At 65.4% G+C, this 18,186-nt stretch carries 13 protein-coding genes and 1 riboswitch; of the genes, 11 read left to right on the top strand and 2 right to left on the bottom strand.

What is annotated here, in order from left to right; genetic code table 11:
* The first annotated feature begins 108 nt into the window (after window positions 1–108).
* The 10 genes from BLS55_RS09745 to bamA all read left to right on the top strand — a co-directional run bounded on the left by BLS55_RS09745 (window position 109) and on the right by bamA (window position 13,175).
* Window positions 109–1,176 (top strand): FecCD family ABC transporter permease, encoded by a 1,068-nt coding sequence (locus tag BLS55_RS09745; RefSeq protein ID WP_092154721.1) that lies wholly within the window; start codon window positions 109–111, stop codon window positions 1,174–1,176.
* Window positions 1,176–2,105, top strand: a complete 930-nt coding sequence (locus BLS55_RS09740) for an ABC transporter ATP-binding protein (RefSeq protein ID WP_092154719.1) — start codon at window positions 1,176–1,178, stop codon at window positions 2,103–2,105. Before BLS55_RS09745 ends, BLS55_RS09740 begins: the two co-directional genes overlap by 1 nt.
* Window positions 2,086–2,937 carry an ABC transporter substrate-binding protein gene (locus BLS55_RS09735; RefSeq protein WP_092154717.1) on the top strand — a complete coding sequence of 284 codons (852 nt, stop codon included), beginning with the start codon at window positions 2,086–2,088 and terminating at the stop codon, window positions 2,935–2,937. Before BLS55_RS09740 ends, BLS55_RS09735 begins: the two co-directional genes overlap by 20 nt.
* Before the next feature lie 45 nt (window positions 2,938–2,982).
* Complete coding sequence (gene cobI / locus BLS55_RS09730; protein WP_092154715.1) at window positions 2,983–3,699, top strand: precorrin-2 C(20)-methyltransferase; 717 nt, start codon at window positions 2,983–2,985, stop codon at window positions 3,697–3,699.
* Between the two features lie 386 nt (window positions 3,700–4,085).
* Window positions 4,086–4,267: riboswitch (cobalamin riboswitch) on the top strand.
* Window positions 4,268–4,382: 115 nt separating this feature from the next.
* Window positions 4,383–6,635, top strand: coding sequence for an anaerobic ribonucleoside triphosphate reductase (locus tag BLS55_RS09725; RefSeq protein WP_092154713.1), 2,253 nt, complete (start codon window positions 4,383–4,385; stop codon window positions 6,633–6,635).
* A gap of 79 nt (window positions 6,636–6,714) precedes the next feature.
* Window positions 6,715–6,885: an anaerobic ribonucleoside-triphosphate reductase gene (gene nrdD, locus BLS55_RS11935; protein WP_118230048.1), complete on the top strand. Its 171-nt coding sequence runs from the start codon at window positions 6,715–6,717 to the stop codon at window positions 6,883–6,885.
* Window positions 6,878–7,390, top strand: a complete 513-nt coding sequence (nrdG, locus tag BLS55_RS09720) for an anaerobic ribonucleoside-triphosphate reductase activating protein (RefSeq protein ID WP_092154712.1) — start codon at window positions 6,878–6,880, stop codon at window positions 7,388–7,390. The genes nrdD and nrdG overlap by 8 nt, the downstream gene beginning before the upstream one ends.
* 1,127 nt (window positions 7,391–8,517) lie before the next feature.
* Window positions 8,518–9,744, top strand: coding sequence for a lipoprotein-releasing ABC transporter permease subunit (locus tag BLS55_RS09715; RefSeq protein ID WP_180365444.1), 1,227 nt, complete (start codon window positions 8,518–8,520; stop codon window positions 9,742–9,744).
* A 1-nt stretch (window position 9,745) separates the two neighbouring features.
* On the top strand, window positions 9,746–10,432 hold the full coding sequence (locus tag BLS55_RS09710; RefSeq protein ID WP_092154708.1) for an ABC transporter ATP-binding protein: 687 nt from the start codon (window positions 9,746–9,748) through the stop codon (window positions 10,430–10,432).
* The gene (gene bamA / locus BLS55_RS09705) at window positions 10,413–13,175 is read left to right on the top strand and encodes an outer membrane protein assembly factor BamA (RefSeq protein WP_092154706.1); all 2,763 of its coding nucleotides are present in this window, start codon (window positions 10,413–10,415) and stop codon (window positions 13,173–13,175) included. The genes BLS55_RS09710 and bamA overlap by 20 nt, the downstream gene beginning before the upstream one ends.
* Window positions 13,176–13,600: 425 nt before the next feature.
* On the opposite strand, the gene gltX is transcribed toward bamA, so the two are convergent.
* Together gltX and BLS55_RS09695 are read right to left on the bottom strand one after the other, a co-directional pair.
* Complete coding sequence (gltX, locus tag BLS55_RS09700) at window positions 13,601–15,001, bottom strand: glutamate--tRNA ligase (protein ID WP_092154704.1); 1,401 nt, start codon at window positions 14,999–15,001, stop codon at window positions 13,601–13,603.
* 176 nt (window positions 15,002–15,177) lie between these two features.
* Window positions 15,178–17,223: an ATP-binding protein gene (locus BLS55_RS09695; RefSeq protein ID WP_092154702.1), complete on the bottom strand. Its 2,046-nt coding sequence runs from the start codon at window positions 17,221–17,223 to the stop codon at window positions 15,178–15,180.
* A 167-nt stretch (window positions 17,224–17,390) separates the two neighbouring features.
* Between BLS55_RS09695 and argB the strand changes: the two genes are divergently transcribed.
* A complete protein-coding gene (gene argB, locus BLS55_RS09690; protein WP_092154700.1) occupies window positions 17,391–18,170 on the top strand; it encodes an acetylglutamate kinase in 780 nt (259 codons plus the stop codon).
* Window positions 18,171–18,186 lie beyond the last annotated feature (16 nt).

Below are 18,186 nucleotides of genomic sequence, written 5' to 3'. Positions count from 1 at the left end.
GCAACGGGTTTTTGCCGGCAGGACAGAGGAAATACGGGCCTCTTCCCTTCGCACGCGCGAACGGAAGAGGCTTTTTTATGCCCGCACGGGCTCTCTAGGGGCAGCGGCATGACCGCACGGCATCCATCCTCCGCACTTTCCGCGCCGCACCGCGTCCGCCGCACGGCCTTTGCCGCCCTGGCGGCGCTCTGGCTTTTTTCGCTGCCCCTGGCCTGCCTGCCCGGCCCTGCGCCCTATACGGCGCGCCAGGTGCTGGCCGCCCTGGCCGGGCTGCTGGGCCTGGCCCCTTTGCCGGGCGACAACGCCCTCATCCTGGTGGTGGGGGACATCCGCCTGGCGCGGGTGGCGCTGGCCTCCCTCTGCGGCGGGGCCCTGGCCGTGGCGGGCGTGGCCTTGCAGGGCGTGCTGCGCAACCCCCTGGCCGATCCCTTTACCCTGGGCGTTTCCGCCGGGGCGGCCTTTGGGGCCAGCCTGGCCATTGCCCTGGGCGGACGCTTTGCGGCGCTTTTCCCCGGCCTGGAAAGCCACCCGGCCGCCCTGGTGGCCCCGGCGGCCCTGGCGGGAGCGCTGCTGGCCCTGGCCGGGGCCCTCTGGCTGGGGCGCGGACGCGGCGGCTGGCGTAAAGAAAGCGTCGTGCTGGCGGGCATTGCCGTGGCCGCCTTTCTGGGAGCGCTGGTGGCCCTGGTCAAGGCGCTCAATGAGGAGTCCGTCACCAGCATCGTTTTTTGGATCATGGGCTCGCTCCAGGGCCGGGGCTGGGACAGCCTGCCCCTGTTGCTGGCCACCCTGCTGCCGGGCCTGCTGGCCGTGGGCCTGGGCTGGCGGGCGCTGGACGTGCTGGCCCTGGGGGACGAGCAGGCCGCCCAGCTGGGCCTGGCCGTGCCCCGCGCGCGCTTCTGGCTCCTGGCCGGGGCCAGCTGCATGACGGCGGGCTGCGTGGCCGTGGCCGGGGTTATCGGTTTTGTGGGCCTGGTAGTGCCGCACGTTTTGCGGCTGCTGTTGGGCGGGGGGCACGGGCCGCTCCTGCTGGGAGCCTTTCTGGGCGGCGGCGTGCTGCTGGTCTGGGCCGACGTGCTGGCCCGCTGCGTGCTGGACGGCGGACAGGAACTGCCCGTGGGCGTGGTTACGGCCTTGCTGGGCGGCCCTTTTTTCGCCCTGCTGGTGCGGGGGCGCTGATGGACGGGCCTGTTGCCAAGGCCGCGCCGCTGCTTGCGGTGGCGGACCTTGCGGCGGGCTACGGCCGCCGCGCCGTGCTGCGCGGGGTGAGCTTCAGCCTGCGGGCCGGGGAATGCGCGGCCCTGCTGGGCCCCAACGGCAGCGGCAAGACCACGCTGCTGCGCGCGCTTTCGGGCGTGCTGGCCCCGCAGAGCGGCACGGTGCGTCTGGCCGGGCGTTCTCTGGCGGCCCTGCGGCCCAGGGAACGGGCCCGCCTGGCGGCCGTGGTGCCACAGCGCGGCCCCTGCCCGGAAGATCTGACGGCCCGGGAAATGGTCCTCCTGGGACGCTACGCCCACCTTTCCCCCTTGGGCTGGTACGGCCCGAAGGACCATCAGGCGGCGGACCGCGCCTTGGCCGCCACGGATACGGAAGGTTTGGCCCGGCGGCGTCTGCGCGAGCTTTCCGGCGGCGAGCTGCAGCGGGTGCTGCTGGCCAGGGCGCTGGCCCAGGAAAGCCCCTTGCTGCTGCTGGACGAGCTGGCCGCGGGCCTGGACCTGGCCCGCATGACAGAACTTTTTGACCTGCTGGAAGCCCGCCGCGCCGCCGGGGCCTGCGTGCTCATGGCCGTGCACGACTGCAACCTGGCCGCCCTGTACGCCACGCGGCTGCTGGGCCTTAAGGATGGCCGCCTGGCCTTTGACGGCCCCGTGCGGCAGGTTTTTACCGAGGAGAATCTCAGTGCCCTCTACCAGACGCCCGTCACCGTGTTGCCCCACCCCCTGTGGGGCCTGCCCCAGGCCCTTGCGGCCAGCGCCCGCGGCCCTTGGGCCGCTGTCGCGCCCAACGGGCGTACTGCTGTTAACAGCGGCGCTGCTCTTTCTGCCGCTGTTTGCGGGCGGCCCCGCCACGGCGGGCCCCACGACGGGCATGCCGACGGCAACGGCTGATCCCGCGCCCTTCCCCCTGGAAATTACGGCTCCTGCGGGCAACGTCCTGCGCCTGGAGCGTCCGGCGCGGCGCATCATCGCCCTTTACGGGGCCTACAACGAGCTGCTCCTGGCCCTGGGCGCGGGCGACCGCATCGTGGCCCGCACCGCTGCGGACGCCGCCCTGCCGGAGCTGGCGGCGCTGCCGGCCATCGGCACGCACATGCGGCCCAACGCCGAGCTTATTCTGGCGCAGAAGCCGGACCTTGTGCTGCAGATGTCCGGTCGGCGGGAGGCGCAGGTCTTTACGGAAAATCTGCGCGCCCTGGGCCTGCCCGTGCTTGTCCTGCCGCTGGAATCCTTTGCGGACATGTTTGCGGCAACGGAAATTCTGGGCCGCCTTACGGGCCTGGAGGGCCGGGCCGCCGAGCTTGTGCGCGGCTGGCAGGCCCGCCTCGCGGCCCTGCGCCAGGGCAACGCCGGGCGCGCGCCGCTGCGGGTCTTTTACGAGGTGCGCTACCCCAACCTACTGGGCGCGGGGCAGAAGGGCATTACCAGCGAGATCATCGGCTACGCAGGCGGCGAAAACGTCCTGCGCCAGGCCCAGAAGCTGGTCCGCTGCAATGAGGAGGCGCTCATCGCCGCGGACCCGGACGCCTACATTCTGCAGCAAGGCCCCATGAATCCGGATCCCACGCCCCCGGCCGAGCGCCCCCACTTTGCGGGCCTGCGCGCCGTGCGCGCCGGGCATGTGCTGGTGGTGGACGAAGCCCGCTACGCCCGGCCCGGCCCCCGCGCCGTGGACGCGGCGGAAGAACTGGCGCGCCGGCTGCGCGCCCTCCCCAGGCCTTGACGGCCCGAACCTTCATTGCGCACTGCTAACTTGATGGAAACACAAATGACCGGAACCCTCTACGGCCTGGGCGTCGGCCCCGGCGCGCCGGACCTGCTGACCCTGCGGGCCGTGAACGTGCTGCGCAAGGCGGACGTTATCCTGGCGGCGGCCTCGCCGCGCAACGACTATTCCGCCGCGCTGGAAACCGCCCGCCCCCACCTGCGGCCTGAGACGCGCCTGCTGCGCCTGGAATTTCCCATGACCCGCGACAAAACCGCCCTGCGCCAGGCCTGGGAAGCCGCCGCCCGCACCACCAAAGATGTGCTGGAAAGCGGCGCGGACGCGGCCTTCCTGACCATCGGCGACCCCCTGGTCTACAGCACCTTCGGCTACCTCTTGCGCACGCTCCGGGCCCTGGCCCCGCACCTGCCCGTAGAGATCGTGCCCGGCGTTACCTCCATCCAGGCCGCCGCGGCCCGCGCGCGCGTGGTGCTCTGCGAGAATGGCGAGACCCTGCGCCTGCTCCCCGGCATCAACAGCCAGGAGCAACTGGCCGCGGCCCTGAAGGACGCGGATACGGCCGTCATCCTCAAGGCTTACCGCAATCTGCCCGCCATCCGCGAGGCCCTGCGCCAGACAGGCCGCCTGGAAAGCTGCGTGCTGGCCAGCCTGGTGGAGCGGTCAGGCGAAAAGCTCCGCCTTGGGCTTCCGGAAGATGCGGCCACGCCGCCCTACATGTCCCTGATCCTGAGCCGCAGGCCCGCCGCCCCGGAAGACTGAAACCGCCCCGCCCCCAAGGCCCCGCCGGGGGCCCCGCCGCCGTGCGGGCCGTGCCGGCCGCGGCACGGGCAGCCCTGGGGACTAAAAATTTTTATTAATATTATCTGCATATTACAAACAACGCCCGCGCGGGCCGCGGTTTTGCCGCCCAACCCGCGCCCTTGAAAAAAGCCCCCCGTCGCGCTATGTTTCCACCCGTCAGCAGGACAGTACCCGCGCCCCGCCAGGGCTGCGGGCACAGGGACGGCCCCGAATCCGTCCCGTTTTTTGTGCAATAGTGAACAATGCTGCAAAGGCAAAAAAATTTCTCAAAGAAACGACACTGTTCCTTTGAGCCTTGGAAGCCTTTTTTGCGGACGCGCATTGACAGGACGGCATTCTTTTGAAATTTTCTAGACATTGAAAGCGCTCGCAAGCTTAATAGGGAATCCCGTGTAAAACGGGAGCGGACCCGCCGCCGTAAGCCGCTGTGAACGCCGCCTTTCCTCGCGCGCCACTGGATGTTTTTTCCGGGAAGGCCGAAGGGCGGCCGGCAAGCCGGAAGACCTGCTTTCAACCCCGTCAGCACCCCCCCCGGCAACGGGCTTTTGCCAGAGGGTCTCGAAGGACCTGTGCGTCCTTCCTTTCTGTCCGTCGGCGGGACGGATTGTGTTCAAAGTCCATATATGTGGAGCGACGTACTCATGCCCGCCAGCATCATCAAACGCGACGGCACGGAAGTGCCTTTTGATTCGGTCAAGATTCTCAACGCCATCACCAAGGCCAACAAGGCCGTGGGCGGGGAGGACATGTCCCCCACGGACCTGCTCTTTGTGACGGAAAAAGTCTGCAAAAAGCTGGACGAAGGCAGCCTGAAGCACGTGGAAGAAATCCAGGACGTGGTGGAGGAGGCCCTCATCCAGTACGACTACGCCAAAACCGCCAAGGCCTACATCCTCTACCGTGCCGAGCATACGAAAATCCGCAATGCGGAAACGTATCTCATGGACATTTATAAAAAGCTGACCTACTCCCCGGCCCTCAAAGAGGACATCAAGCGCGAAAACGCCAACATCGACGGCGATACGGCCATGGGCACCATGCTCAAATACGGCTCCGAGGGTTCCAAATTCTTCATCGACAACTACATCCTGCCCAAGGACGCCTCGGCCGCGCACATCAACGGCGATATCCACATTCATGACAAAGACTTCTACATGCTCACGGAAACGTGCTGCCAGATAGACCTTATCCCCCTGTTCAAAAACGGCTTTTCCACTGGCCACGGCCACTTGCGAGAGCCCAATTCCATTGAGAGCTATTCGGCCCTGGCCTGCATTGCCATCCAGGCCAACCAGAACGAAATGCACGGCGGCCAGAGTGTGCCCCATTTCGATTTCTCCATGGCCGACGGCGTAATCAAAACCTTCCGCAAAGAATACGCGCGCGCCTTCTGCGCCTATGTGCGCATCGCCGCCGGGCTGGAGGCCGACGCAGCCCGCGAGCTGGTGGAAAGCCTCCAGGCCAGGCTGGGCGAAGGCCCCCGCATGGGCAACCTGGAAGACTACGGCCGCCGCCTTGCCGCCGCCGCGCCCGACCAGGCCGATCTGCTGGCCAAAGGCCACGCCTACGCCGCGCAGGAGGCCCTCCGCTATGCCGACCGCCGCACCTACCAGGCCATGGAGGCCCTTATCCACAACCTCAACACCATGAATTCCCGCGCCGGCGCGCAGGTGCCCTTCAGCTCCGTCAACTATGGCACGGACGTTTCCGCCGAAGGCCGCATGGTCACCAGGAACCTCCTCCTCGCCACCAGGGCGGGCCTCGGCAACGGCGAAACCTCCATCTTCCCCGTGCAGATCTTCAAGGTCAAAGAAGGCGTCAACTACAACCCCGACGACCCCAACTACGATCTCTTCAAGCTGGCCATGGAAGTCTCCGCCATGCGGCTCTTCCCCAACTTCAGCTTCCTGGACGCGCCCTACAACCTTCAGTACTACAAGCCCGGCGACTACAACACCGAAGTGGCCTACATGGGCTGCCGCACCCGCGTTCTGGGCAACGTGCACGACAAAAACCGCCAGGTGACCTGCGGCCGCGGCAACCTCAGCTTCACTTCCGTCAACCTGCCCCGCCTGGGCATCGAAGCCCACGGCGACGTGGACCGCTTCTTCGCCCTGCTGGACGACAAAATAGACCTGGTCTTCCGCCAGCTGCTGCACCGCTTCAAAATCCAGAGCGCCAAAAAAGTGCGCAACTACCCCTTCCTCATGGGCGAAGGCATCTGGATCGATTCGGACAAGCTGGATTGGGACGACAGCATCGGCGAGGTGCTCAAGCACGGCACCCTCACCATAGGCTTCATCGGCCTGGCCGAAACCCTCAAAGCCCTTATGGGCGTCCACCACGGCGAAAGCGAAGAAGCCCAGGCCCTGGGCCTCAGAATCGTCGGCCACATGCGCGAGCGCTGCGACCAGGAATCGGAGCAGACCAGCCTCAACTTCACCCTCATCGCCACCCCGGCGGAGAGCCTCAGCGGCCGCTTCGTGGCCCTGGACAAAGCCCGCTACGGCAGCCTTCCCGGCATTACGGACAGGGACTACTACACCAATTCCTTCCATGTGCCCGTGTACTTCCCCATCAAGGCCTTCAAAAAAATCCAGATCGAAGCCCCCTACCACGCCATGACCAACGCCGGGCACATTACCTATGTGGAACTGGACGGCGATACCTGCAAAAACCCTGAAGCCTTTGAAAGCATCATCCGCTATATGCACGACCAGGGCGTGGGCTACGGCTCCGTCAACCACCCCCTGGACCGCGACCCCGTCTGCGGCTACGTGGGCGTTATCAACGGCTGCTGCCCCCGCTGCGGCCGCAAAGAAGGCGAAGGCGTGAGCCTGGAAAAACTCCGCCAACTGCGTCGGAAATACCCGCACATGCCCCATTGGGACTGATGCGGCCGCCCCGGTCGGGCAGGGCCCCCGGGGCGCACATACCTGCCAACCACCCTTAGTGCGAACCAAGGAGAAAAATATGCTGATGAAATCCCGCCTGTTTGAGGAAGTGAAACCCGCCCAGAAACTCGTAGGCCAGGGCCTGGGCTTTGAACGCACCCGCCGCATCACCGGCTACCTCGTGGGCACCCTCGACCGCTTCAACAACGCCAAACGCGCCGAAGAACGCGACCGCGTCAAACATGCCTGAACCCAACACGCCGCAGCCCCTGCGCCTCTCCGGCATTGTGGAGGAATCCATAGTGGATGGGCCGGGGCTGCGCTACGTGCTCTTCACCCAGGGTTGCCCGCACCACTGCAAAGGCTGCCACAACCCGCAGACGCACAGCTTTGAGGGCGGCTTCCTCTTCACCGCGGAAGCCGTCCTCAATCAGGTGCGCCAGAATCCCCTCCTGGCCGGCGTCACCCTCTCCGGCGGCGAGCCCTTCTGCCAGGCCGCGGCCCTCTGCCCCGTGGCCCAAGGCGTCCGCGCCCTGGGCAAAACCGTAGTCGCCTTCACCGGCTACACCTTTGAAGAACTCTGCCGCCGCGCCGCCGCAGACCCCTGGACCGCCCGCCTCCTGGACCTTACCGACATCCTCATCGACGGCCCCTACATAGAAGAACTGCGCGACCTGGAGCTCCGCTTCCGCGGCAGCTCCAACCAACGCGTCCTGGACCGTCAGGCCCGCGCCCGCATCGCCGCGGCGTTGTAAAAAAGATTTTTGTAGGGGGAAGGGGGGACTTTTGTGAACAAAAGTCCCCCCTTCCCCCTACACCCCCATCCCCTTCAAAAAACTTTTCTCCCCTCAGGCAGCGCGCCGGGCGTACCCTGAACAAGCGGTTTTTACATAACTGCCATGCGCGCGGCCCTCCAGAATTGCGGCGACCTTTCCTGACAGTTGCACGCGGCTTTCCAGAGTCTCGGCGGCCTTTTCCCGAAAGTTGAGCGCGGCATAAGGGGCGCCGTCGCGCAGCGGCGCACCCCAGCCGCGCCGCCCATAGCCGGGCTGCCCTGAACAGCGGGGGGTTATGGGGGTTGTAGGGGGCCTAAGGGGGGGCGCAGCCCCGCCCTTGGCCCCATGCCCCCGCCGGAGGCGGCCCAAACGCCATAAAAAAATGAACTGCCATGCCCGCAGGGCAAGCAAACCTGCGGTCTGGGTACGGTCCAAGCCTTTCCGCCCTTGCCCTTTGTCGCTGCCGTCTGTTTCCCCGACCCACAGCACCGCCAAGTGAAGTGCCTGGGAAGCCGGACGCGCTTCGCACTGCGCCCCCCGCCGGAGGCGGCCCAAACGCCATAAAAAAATGAACTGCCATGCCCGCAGGGGCAAGCAAACCTGCGGTCTGGGTACGGTCCAGCCCTTCCACCCTTGCCCTTTGTCGCTGCCGGCTGTTTCCCCGACCCACAGCACAGCCAAGTGAAGTGCCTGGGAAGCCAGACGCGCTTCGCACTGCGCCCCCCGCCGGAGGCGGCCCAAACGCCATAAAAAAATGAACTGCCATGCCCGCAGGGGCAAGCAAACCTGCGGTCTGGGTACGGTCCAGCCCTTCCACCCTTGCCCTTTGTCGCTGCCGGCTGTTTCCCCGACCCACAGCACAGCCAAGTGAAGTGCCTGGGAAGCCAAACGCGCTTCGCACTGCGCCCCCCGCCGGAGGCGGCCCAAACGCCATAAAAAAAGAATCGCCGCGCCGCAGGGCAAACAAACCTGCGGGCGCGGCGCGGCGTTCTGCTCCGCCCGCGCCGGCGGAACCCCGTTGACGCCGCCAGGGGGCAAAAGCCGCCCGCGCCGCCCCTCTAAAAAAAATCTTGAATATAAGCGCAAGCTGGGACAATATGCCGCCAATGCGGTTCGAACTCTTTGTAGCCCTGCGCTACCTCTTTTCCCGGCGCAAGCAGACCTTCATCTCGGTCATCTCGGTCATGTCCATTCTGGGCGTGGCCTTGGGGGTGGGCGCGCTGGTGGTGGTGCTGGGCGTGTACAACGGCCTGACCACGGACATGCGCGACAAAATTCTGGGGGCCAACGCCCACGCCATTGTGCTCTCCTATGTGCCTTCGGCCTTTGAAAACGCCCCGGACGTGGTGAAGCGCGTGCGCGCCGTGGAGGGCGTCACCGGGGCCACGCCTTTTATTTATACGGAAGTGATGCTTTCCGGCGCGAGCGGGGTCAAGGGCATTGTACTGCGCGGCATTGACCCGCAGAGCGCGCCTTCGGTGCTCTCCATGCTGCGCCAGATGCGCGCGGGCGCGGTGAGCGACCTGCAAAAAGAAGGCGCGCCCGGCATTATTGTGGGGGATGAGCTGGCCAAGCGCCTGGGCCTGGGCCTGGGCAGCAGGGTCAACCTACTTTCTCCTTCAGGGCAGAAAACGGCTTCAGGCTATGCCCCGCGCATCCGCCCTTTTGCCGTGGCGGGCATCTTCAAAACCGGCATGTTTGAGTATGATTCTTCCCTGGCCTTTGTAAGCCTGGCCGCCGCGCGCGATGTGCTGGGCCTGCCGGAAGGCTACCTCTCCGGGGTGGAGATCACCGTAGCGGATCTTTTTGCGGCGGATAAAATTGCCGCGCGGATAGGCACGGAGCTGGGCTCGCCCTTCTACGCCCGCTCCTGGATGGAGATGAACGCCAACCTTTTTGCCGCCCTGAAGCTGGAAAAAATCGGCATGTTCATCCTGCTGGCCATGGTGGTGCTCATCGGCTCCTTCTCCATCGTCACCACCCTGGTTATGCTGGTGATGGAAAAAACCAGGGATATCGCCATCATGATGTCCATGGGGGCCACGCGCGGCATGATTCGGCGCATCTTCATGCTCCAGGGCAGCATCATCGGGGCCATCGGCACCCTGCTGGGCTACGCCATGGGCCTCAGCCTGGGCTGGCTGCTCAAGCGCTACCAGTTCATCAAGCTGCCGGAAAACGTCTATACCCTGGACCACCTGCCCATCAGCATCAGCCTTACGGACGTGCTCGTCATCGGCGCCAGCGCCATGCTGCTCTGCTTTCTGGCCACCCTCTACCCGGCACGCCAGGCCGCCCGCCTGGAACCTGCCGAAGCCTTGCGGTACGAATAGCATGGGCGCGCTCTATACTTTTTCTCAGGTGGGCAAAACCTTTGCCGCGCCCGGCGGCGATCTGGAAATCCTCAAAGATATCAACCTGACGGTGGACGAAGGCGCCACCCTGGCCATTGTGGGGGCCTCCGGTTCGGGCAAAAGCACCCTGCTGCACCTGATGGGGGCCCTTGATTCCCCCACGACGGGTGCGGTATACTTCCACGGCGAAGATATGGCCCGCATGAACCCGGATCAAAAGGCGGCCTTCCGCAACCGGACGCTGGGCTTCGTCTTCCAGTTTCACCATCTGCTGCCGGAGTTTTCCGCTCTGGAAAACGTCGCCATGCCGGCCATCATCGGCGGCCGGCCGCGCAGCGAGGTGCTGCCGCAGGCCCGCGCCATGCTGGAGCGCGTGGGCCTGGCTGCGCGCCTGGAAAGCAAAATCGCCACCCTCTCCGGCGGCGAACGGCAGCGCGTGGCCCTGGCCCGCGCTGTGTTGCTGCGCCCGCGCGTGCTGCTGGCCGACGAACCCACCGGCAACCTGGACGAAACCACCGGGGCGCAGGTGGGATCCCTTATGAACGAACTCAACCGCGAACTGGGCATGACCCTGGTGGTGGTGACCCACAATCGGGAACTGGCCGCGGGTATGGGCAGAATCCTGGAACTGAAAGCGGGGAATCTGTATGAAAAAACGTTTGCCTGAGCTTCTTGCCTTCTTCTGCCTCGCTTTGCTGGCCTGCGCCGGGCTTCCGCCCACGGCGGCGGACGCGGCCGAGCCGCCCCTGGTGCTGGTGCTGCCCTTTCAGGTCAATGCCGGGCCGGACATGCCCGACGCCGCCAACCATGTGCCCCAGACCATTGCCAACCAGCTGCAGCAGCGCGGCATGAAGGTGGTGCCCCTGGCCGCGGCCGCCCAGCTGCAGCGCAAAAGCGGCGAGACCATTGATCTGGCTACGGCCCGCGCCCTGGGCCGCGAGGCCGGGGCCACGCTGGTGGTTTACGGCAACTTCAACCAGCTGGGCAACGGCTTCAGCATGGACACGCGCCTGGTGCCCCTTAACAGCGCAGCCGTGCCCGCGGCTTTTGAGCGCAACAGCCTGCTGGCCCTGGACGAATGCGCGGCCAGCCTGGCCGCCCGCGCCGCCCAGCTTACCGGGGCCGGGGCGGAGGCAACGCCCGCCGCAGCCGCCGCGCCCGCCGATAACGGGCCGGACCTGGTGCCCATGAGCACGCCCACGGCCGCCAAGGGCGGCATTGCCGACGTGCAGGTGCGCGGCATGAACGTCATGGATCCGGACACAGTGCTCATGCGCCTGACCATCCGCAAGGGCGACACCCCGGACGCCAACGCCATCAACGAAGAAGTGAAGCGCATCTGGGATATGGGCTATTTCAGCGACGTGCAGGCCTCCATGGAAGGCAACGTGCTGGTCTTCACCGTGGTGGAAAAGCCCCGCATCGACAATATTGTGGTGGAGGGCTCCAAGGACATCGACCAGGATGACGTGCTGGCCGCCATGGGCACCAAACCGGGGAGCGTGCTCAACGAGCAGGTGCTTTCCGACGACCTGCAGAAGGTAACGGAGCTCTACCGCAAGGAAGGCTACTACCTGGCCAAGGTCAACTACCGCCTGGAAGATCGCAAGAGCGGCCGGGGGGCCGTGCTTATCCTCACCGTGGACGAAGGGCACAAGCTCTACATCAAAGAAGTGAAGATTGAGGGCCTGGACAAGCTGGACCGCGGCGATCTGGACAAATACATGGCGCTGAAGCCGCGGGGCATTTTCTCCTGGCTTACGGGCACCGGCGTACTGAAGGAAGAATACCTGGAGCGCGACACCAACGCCATTGCCGCCTTTGGTCTCAACGAAGGGTATATCGACATTCAGGTGGGCGCGCCCACGGTGGAATACAAGGACGACGGCATCCACATCACCTTTACTGTGCATGAAGGCCCGCGCTACACGGTGCGCAACGTGGTCTTTGCCGGCGACGTCATCGACAGCGAAGACAAGATGCTCAAAGTCGTCAAAATGGACGACTGGCGAAAATCCAACAAATATTTCTCCCTGACGGTCATGCAGGAGGACTCCAAGCGCCTTACGGACTACTACGCCGACTACGGCTACGCCTTTGCCGAGGTGGACACCAGGCTCATCAAGGCGGACGACGGCAGCGATCAGGTGGACGTGGGCTATGTGGTCAACAAGAAGCAGAAGGTCTTCATCCGCCGGGTGATGGTGGAAGGCAACACCAAAACCCGCGATAACGTCATCCTGCGCGAAATGCGCCTGGGCGACGGCGACATGTACGAAGGGGTCAAGCTGCGCCGCTCCAACGAGCGCCTGAACCGCCTGCGCTATTTCTCCGCCGTGGATATGGACCTCATCCCCACGGAAAAGGAGGACGAGGTGGACCTCAAGGTGCGGGTCAAAGAGTCCAACACCGGGGCCATCATGGGCGGCATCGGCTACTCCAGCTACTATGATGTGGGCGTTTCCGCCTCCATTATGGAGCGTAACCTCTTCGGCCGCGGCTACATGCTGCAGCTCCAGGGCTTCTTCTCCTGGCGGCGCACTTCAGGCGTGCTCTCCTTCACCAACCCGCGCCTGTATGATACGGATCTCTCCGTCGGCAACGACATTTACTACACCCACGACTACTGGGACGACTTCACCAAGGACACCATCGGCGATACCGTGCGCCTGGCCTATCCCATCGGCGAATACACTTCCGTGGGCCTCTCCTACCGCCTGGAGCGGTATGAGCTCTATGACGTGGACGACAACGCCTCGCCCTACATCAGCGACTACAAGGGCATCAACTGGACCAGCGCCATTTCGGGCCGCATTCTGCGAGACACCACGGACAACAAGGAACGCCCCACCAAGGGCACCATCGCCCGGCTCTGGGCCGAATACGGCGGCGGCGGCCTGGGCGGCACGGATAACTTTGTCAAGGCTGTGGCCGATTGGCAGGGCTTCTGGTCCTTTAACCCGCAGAACACCATCCACGTGCGCGGCAGGCTGGGCGGCGTCTTCCAGAATACCAACGACAAGGTGCCGGTATTTGAGCGCTTCTGGGTGGGCGGCATGGACACCATCCGCGGCTATTCGTACTCCGACATCTCGCCCCGGGACTACAAGTACCAGGGTGAGCAGATCGGCGGCGACCGCATGGGCGTGGGCAACGTGGAATACATCTGGACCTTCCAGAAGGATCTGGGCCTGGCCCTGGTGCCCTTCTTCGACACGGGCTTCAACATCGACAGCAAAACCATGGGCAACGACCTGGACAAATACATCGTCTGCTCCACGGGCCTGGAGCTGCGCTGGCGTTCGCCCATGGGGGATCTGCGCATCGCCTACGGCATCCCGCTGGTGCAGGATTATGATAAGGAGCGCGAATCGGGCCGCTTTGAATTCAGCATGGGCCAGTTCTTTTGAGAACAGGCATTCTCAAAGATTACGACACGCTGGTTCCGGCGCTTAACAGCGCAAATAAATTGCGCTTGCGCCTGCACGGCGGGCGGCTGTTCACGCAGCCGCCAGGGTATTGCAAAGTTGAAATGCCGTAAGCCGGCCTGAGGCCTGCTGACGCAGCAGGGCGCGGATCTTTTGGATCCGCGCCCTGCTCTTTTTTTGTGCGACAGGCTCGGCGCAAGGCCGTGCCCGCGCCGTGACGGCGGGCGGCTGCCCGCGGGCTGCAGAGGATTCAGGAGGCTCTAGAGCAGATTCACTTTGAGAACAGGCATTCTCAAAGTTTACGACACGCTCGTTTCAGCGCTTAACAGCGCAAATAAATTGCGCTTACGCCTCCACAGCGGGCGGCTGCTCACGCAGCCGTCAGGGCATTGCAACGTTGCAATGCCCTAAAGCGTCGTGCCCATGGCGCGTTCCAGGCGGGCGAGGGTTTCCTCCTTCCCCAGAAAGGCCATAATTTCGTTGAGGTGGGAGCCGCCCATAAACCCCATGAGGGCGGTGCGCAGGGGCGGGGCCACGGCTTTGAATTTGAGGCCGTTGTCGGCCACATAGGCGTTGAGGGCGGCCTCCAGATTTTCGGCGGAGAAGGGTTCGCAGGCGGCAAAGATGGGGGCCAGGGCGCGCAGGTGGGCCTTGCCCGCCTCTGTAAAATGCTTGGCGGCGTCTTTTTCCGCGTATTCCAGCTGGGCGGCGGGCAGGACCAGGGGGCGGAAGCTCTGGGCCAGGGCCTTGAGGTTGTTGGCCCGCTCGCGGAACATCCGGCAGAGGGGTTCCAGGCGTTCCTGAGGCAGATCGCCCAGGCCGGCCTCGGCCGCGAAGGGCGCGGTAAGGCGCGCCAGCTCGTCCAGGGGCATGGCGCGCATGAAGTGGGCGTTGCACCATTCCAGCTTGGCGGGGTCGAAGGCGGCGGCGGCGGGATTGAGATTTGTGCCGTCAAAGAACGCTATGAGCTCTTCCCTGGTAAAGAGCTCCTGGTCGCCGTGGGACCAGCCCAGGCGCACCAGGTAGTTGACCAGGGCCTGGGGCAGCAGGCCGTCCTGTTTGTACTCAATCACGGCGCGCGCGCCGTGGCGTTTGGAGAGCTTCTGCCGGTCCGGGCCGAGGATCATGGGCACATGGCCGAAGTGCGGCACAGGCAGGCCCAGGGCTTCATAGATAAGGATCTGGCGCGGGGTGTTGGAAACGTGGTCGTCGCCGCGGATGACGTGGGTGATGCCCATGCTGTGGTCGTCCACCACCACGGCCATGTTGTAGGTAGGCATGCCGTCCGCCCGGCGGATGACCATATCGTCCAGCTCGCTCACGTCCACGGCAATGCGGCCCTTAACCATGTCGTCAAACACCACCTTGCCGCTGAGCGGGGCCTTAAGGCGCACGCAACGGCCCTCGCCGGGGCCGAGGTCGCGGGTGCGGCAGCGGCCGTTGTAGCGGGGCTTGCGCCCGGCCTGGCGGGCTTCCTCGCGCATGGCTTCCACCTCTTCGGGCGTGCAGGAGCACCAGTAGGCGTGGCCGGTTTCCAGCAGTTTGTCCACATAGCTGTTGTAGAGCCCTGTGCGGTTGGTCTGGTAAACGGGTTCGCCGTCCCAGTCCAGGCCCAGCCAGCGCATGGAGGCCAGGATGGAGTCGGTATATTCCTGCCTGGAGCGCAGGAGGTCCGTATCCTCAATGCGCAGGTGAAACCGCCCGCCGCAGTGACGGGCCAGCAGCCAGCAGAAAATGGCGGTGCGCGCGCCGCCGATGTGCAAATGTCCCGTGGGGCTGGGGGCGAATCGGGTTACCACTTGGGTCATGACGCTATCCTTGCTGCTAAGTGGGGCAAATTCTCCATGAATTTGCGCGGACGCAACGACCGCGCCGTGCGGGGAGCCTCCCCGCACGGCACGGACGTCTGGCCTTAAAAAATAGTTTCTGCGGGGGACGCGGCAGGCGTCCGGTCAGGCGAAGTAGGCACAGGCCGCCGCCCGTGTCAAGCCTGGCCGCCTTCTTCCGGGGCGGCGGCGGGGGCCGGGTGCGGCGGCTGGGGGGCGGGCGGCGCATAACGGACCAGGGCGCGGGTCAGGTCGCGCACTTTGAGGGGCTTGGTGAGGTGGGCGTTCATGCCCGCCGCCCGGCTGCGTTCCGCGTCGCCGCGCATGGCGTAGGCCGTCAGGGCCACTATGGGCACTTCCTCGGCGCGGGGCAGGCCGCTTTCACGAATGCGCCTGGTGGCCGTGTAGCCGTCCATAAGGGGCATCTGCACGTCCATAAGGATAAGGTCGATGCCCGCATGCCGGGTCTGCCACAGGTCCACGGCTTCCTGGCCGTTGACCGCCGCAAGGCAGGTTGCGCCCATGCCGGAGAGCAGCACCTCCAGAATTTCCCGGTTGATGTCGCCGTCTTCGGCCACCAGGACGCAAAGGCCCTTGAGGCGCGCGAGGTCCGCTGCGGTTCCGGCGTCGTCCTCCAGGGCCGCGGGCTGTGCCGCGCCCTCGCCGCACAGGCCGAAGGGCAGCTCCACCCGGAAGACGCTGCCCTTGCCCAGCTCGCTCTGCACGCTGATGACGCCGCCCATAAGGTCCGCAAGGCGGCGGCAGAGGGCCAGGCCCAGGCCCGTGCCGCCGAAGCGGCGGGTAATGGAGGTATCCGCCTGCATAAAGGGCGTAAAAATGCGGGAGAGTTCCTCCTGGCTCATGCCGATGCCCTCGTCGCTCACGGTGCAGGCCACCCAGGCCAGGCCGTCCCGCTGCCGCAAAAATTCCATGACAATGCGCACCGTGCCCTGCTGGGAAAACTTGACGGCATTGCCGCCCAGGTTGAGCAGGATTTGACGGAGGCGCAGGGCGTCGCCGGAGAGGAAGGCGGGCAGGCGCGGATCCAGGCTGCTTTCCAGGCTTACGCCGCCCGTGGCGCGCGGCCGCAGCAGGGCCATAACGGCCTCCAGCTCACGCGCGGGCTGGAAGGGCTGCTTTTCCAGCTCCAGCCGGTTGGCTTCAATTTTTGAAAAATCCAGCAGATCGTTGATGATGTGCAGCAGGGAATCGCAGGTAACGTGGATTTTTTCCACATAATCGCGCTGCTGGGGGGTAAGCTCTGTATTGAGCACCAGGTGCGCCATGCCCATGATGCCGTTCATGGGGGTGCGGATTTCGTGGCTCATGTTGGCAAGAAAGATGCTCTTGGCGGCGTTGGCGGCCTCGGCGCTTTCCTTGGCCTCGCGGAGCACCCTTTCGTTCTGGCGCTGCTCGGTTTCGTCGCTCACATAGCCGGTAACGCGGGGGCCGCCCTTGCCGCCCGTCACTTCATAGACCAGGGCGAACCAGCACAGGCCCCGGCGGGGGTGCACCACCCGCAGCTGCAGATGCGTCTGGCGGCCGGGCAGCCATTTGTCGTGGTTGCAGAGCGTGCGCCAGGCGGCCCTGTCTTCCGGCAGGATGCGTTCGGTAATGGCGGCCAGGCGATCGTCGGGCCCGGCGTTTTCACGCAGGCCGAACTGCTCGTAAAAGACGTCGTTACCCGTGCATTCCACCCGGCCGCGGGCGTAGCGCATTTCAAACACCCCCAGCCAGCCCAGCCGGCAGGCCAGAGAAAGCCGCAGCAGGCTTTCGCGCAGGGCCTGGTGCGCGGAATGCAGCTCGCTCATATCCTGGTGGTAGCCGGTAACGCGCACCAGAGAATCGTCGTCCGCGGAAATGCGCCTTCCGCCGCAGCGCACATGCACCACGCCCCAGCGGGGGTGGTTGTAGGGATACCGGACTTCGTGCATGCGCGTATCGCGCCGCACGTCGGTCAGGGTCGCCTCCACGGAGGCCCGGTAGCGGCTGTCCACCCGCTCCAGCCAGAAACGGGCGCAGTCTTCCGGGGCAAGGCCCTCCTCCACGCCCAGCAGAAGCTGCGTCACGGCGTCGGCGTGCAGGCGCAGGGCTTCCGTGCGGGTATCGAGCTCAATAACCCACAATCCCACATTGGCGGCCGTAAGGGCCTCGCGCATCCAGGCGCTGTCCCCCTGCCATCCCTGCCCGCCGTCTTCGGCCATCCGTCATGCTCCTCTGCGATGGAAGATTCCTTTATACCTTCTTTTTCCCCGCAGCACAATCGGGCCGACGCCAGGTCGTCACGCAGCCGACGCCCCGCCGCCACGCGCGGCTCTTGCCTTGCAGGGCCGGGAGTGCTAGGCAGGACTGGCAAAAATGGAGAAAACATATGCACACAGCTTCAGTGGTCATCAAGTACGGCGGACACGCCATGACCCAGCCGGATCTGCAGGCGGCCTTTGCCGCAGACCTGGCGCAACTTGCCGTCCAGGGCATGGATTTTGCCCTGGTGCACGGCGGCGGCCCGCAGATTTCCGCCCTGCTGGACCGCCTGCACATAGAAAGCCGGTTTGTGGACGGCCTGCGCGTTACCGATCCCGCCACGCTGGAAGCGGTGGAAATGGTCCTCTGCGGGCAGGTGAACAAGGCTGTGGTCAGCGAGCTGGCGGCCCACGGTGTGCGCGCCGTGGGCGTTTCCGGCCGGGACGGCGGGCTCATGCGGGCGCGGGTGCGCCGGCCTGAACTGGGCCTGGTGGGCACGGTGGAGGCGGTGGATCCGGCCCTGGTGCGCTGCCTGCTGGCGGGCGGCTTTGTGCCTGTGGTGGCCCCCCTGGCCAACGGCCCCGATGGTCAGGCCCTGAACATCAATGCCGATACGGCGGCCGGCGCGCTGGCCGGCGCGCTCAAGGCGGAGTACTTTGTGCTGATTTCGGATGTGCCCGGCGTTCTGGACGCTCAGGGCCGCCTTATCCCCAGCCTGAACCGGCGGGAAATCGAGGCCCTGCAGCAGGCGGGCGTCATCAGCGGCGGCATGATCCCCAAGGTGCAGGCCTGCCTGGACGCCCTGGACGCCGGCTGCCAGCGCGCCCTCATCCTGGACGGCCGCGCGCCTTCCAGCCTGCGGCGCTACCTGCTGGACGACGCCCCCCTGGGCACGGTAGTGGCATAGAGGGGCCGCGGCGAAG

This window comes from Desulfovibrio legallii, assembly GCF_900102485.1.
GTDB classification, from domain to species: domain Bacteria; phylum Desulfobacterota; class Desulfovibrionia; order Desulfovibrionales; family Desulfovibrionaceae; genus Desulfovibrio; species Desulfovibrio legallii_A.
The sequence above is the reverse complement of the archived record's forward strand: the minus strand, read 5'-3'. Positions and strand labels throughout refer to the sequence as shown.

Coding starts and splice junctions, on each gene's coding strand:
- BLS55_RS09745 (WP_092154721.1), top strand. CDS start 109: ATGACCGCACGGCATCCATCCTCCGCACTTTCCGCGCCGCACCGCGTC.
- BLS55_RS09740 (WP_092154719.1), top strand. CDS start 1,176: ATGGACGGGCCTGTTGCCAAGGCCGCGCCGCTGCTTGCGGTGGCGGAC.
- BLS55_RS09735 (WP_092154717.1), top strand. CDS start 2,086: ATGCCGACGGCAACGGCTGATCCCGCGCCCTTCCCCCTGGAAATTACG.
- cobI (WP_092154715.1), top strand. CDS start 2,983: ATGACCGGAACCCTCTACGGCCTGGGCGTCGGCCCCGGCGCGCCGGAC.
- BLS55_RS09725 (WP_092154713.1), top strand. CDS start 4,383: ATGCCCGCCAGCATCATCAAACGCGACGGCACGGAAGTGCCTTTTGAT.
- nrdD (WP_118230048.1), top strand. CDS start 6,715: ATGCTGATGAAATCCCGCCTGTTTGAGGAAGTGAAACCCGCCCAGAAA.
- nrdG (WP_092154712.1), top strand. CDS start 6,878: ATGCCTGAACCCAACACGCCGCAGCCCCTGCGCCTCTCCGGCATTGTG.
- BLS55_RS09715 (WP_180365444.1), top strand. CDS start 8,518: ATGCGGTTCGAACTCTTTGTAGCCCTGCGCTACCTCTTTTCCCGGCGC.
- BLS55_RS09710 (WP_092154708.1), top strand. CDS start 9,746: ATGGGCGCGCTCTATACTTTTTCTCAGGTGGGCAAAACCTTTGCCGCG.
- bamA (WP_092154706.1), top strand. CDS start 10,413: ATGAAAAAACGTTTGCCTGAGCTTCTTGCCTTCTTCTGCCTCGCTTTG.
- gltX (WP_092154704.1), bottom strand. CDS start 15,001: ATGACCCAAGTGGTAACCCGATTCGCCCCCAGCCCCACGGGACATTTG.
- BLS55_RS09695 (WP_092154702.1), bottom strand. CDS start 17,223: ATGGCCGAAGACGGCGGGCAGGGATGGCAGGGGGACAGCGCCTGGATG.
- argB (WP_092154700.1), top strand. CDS start 17,391: ATGCACACAGCTTCAGTGGTCATCAAGTACGGCGGACACGCCATGACC.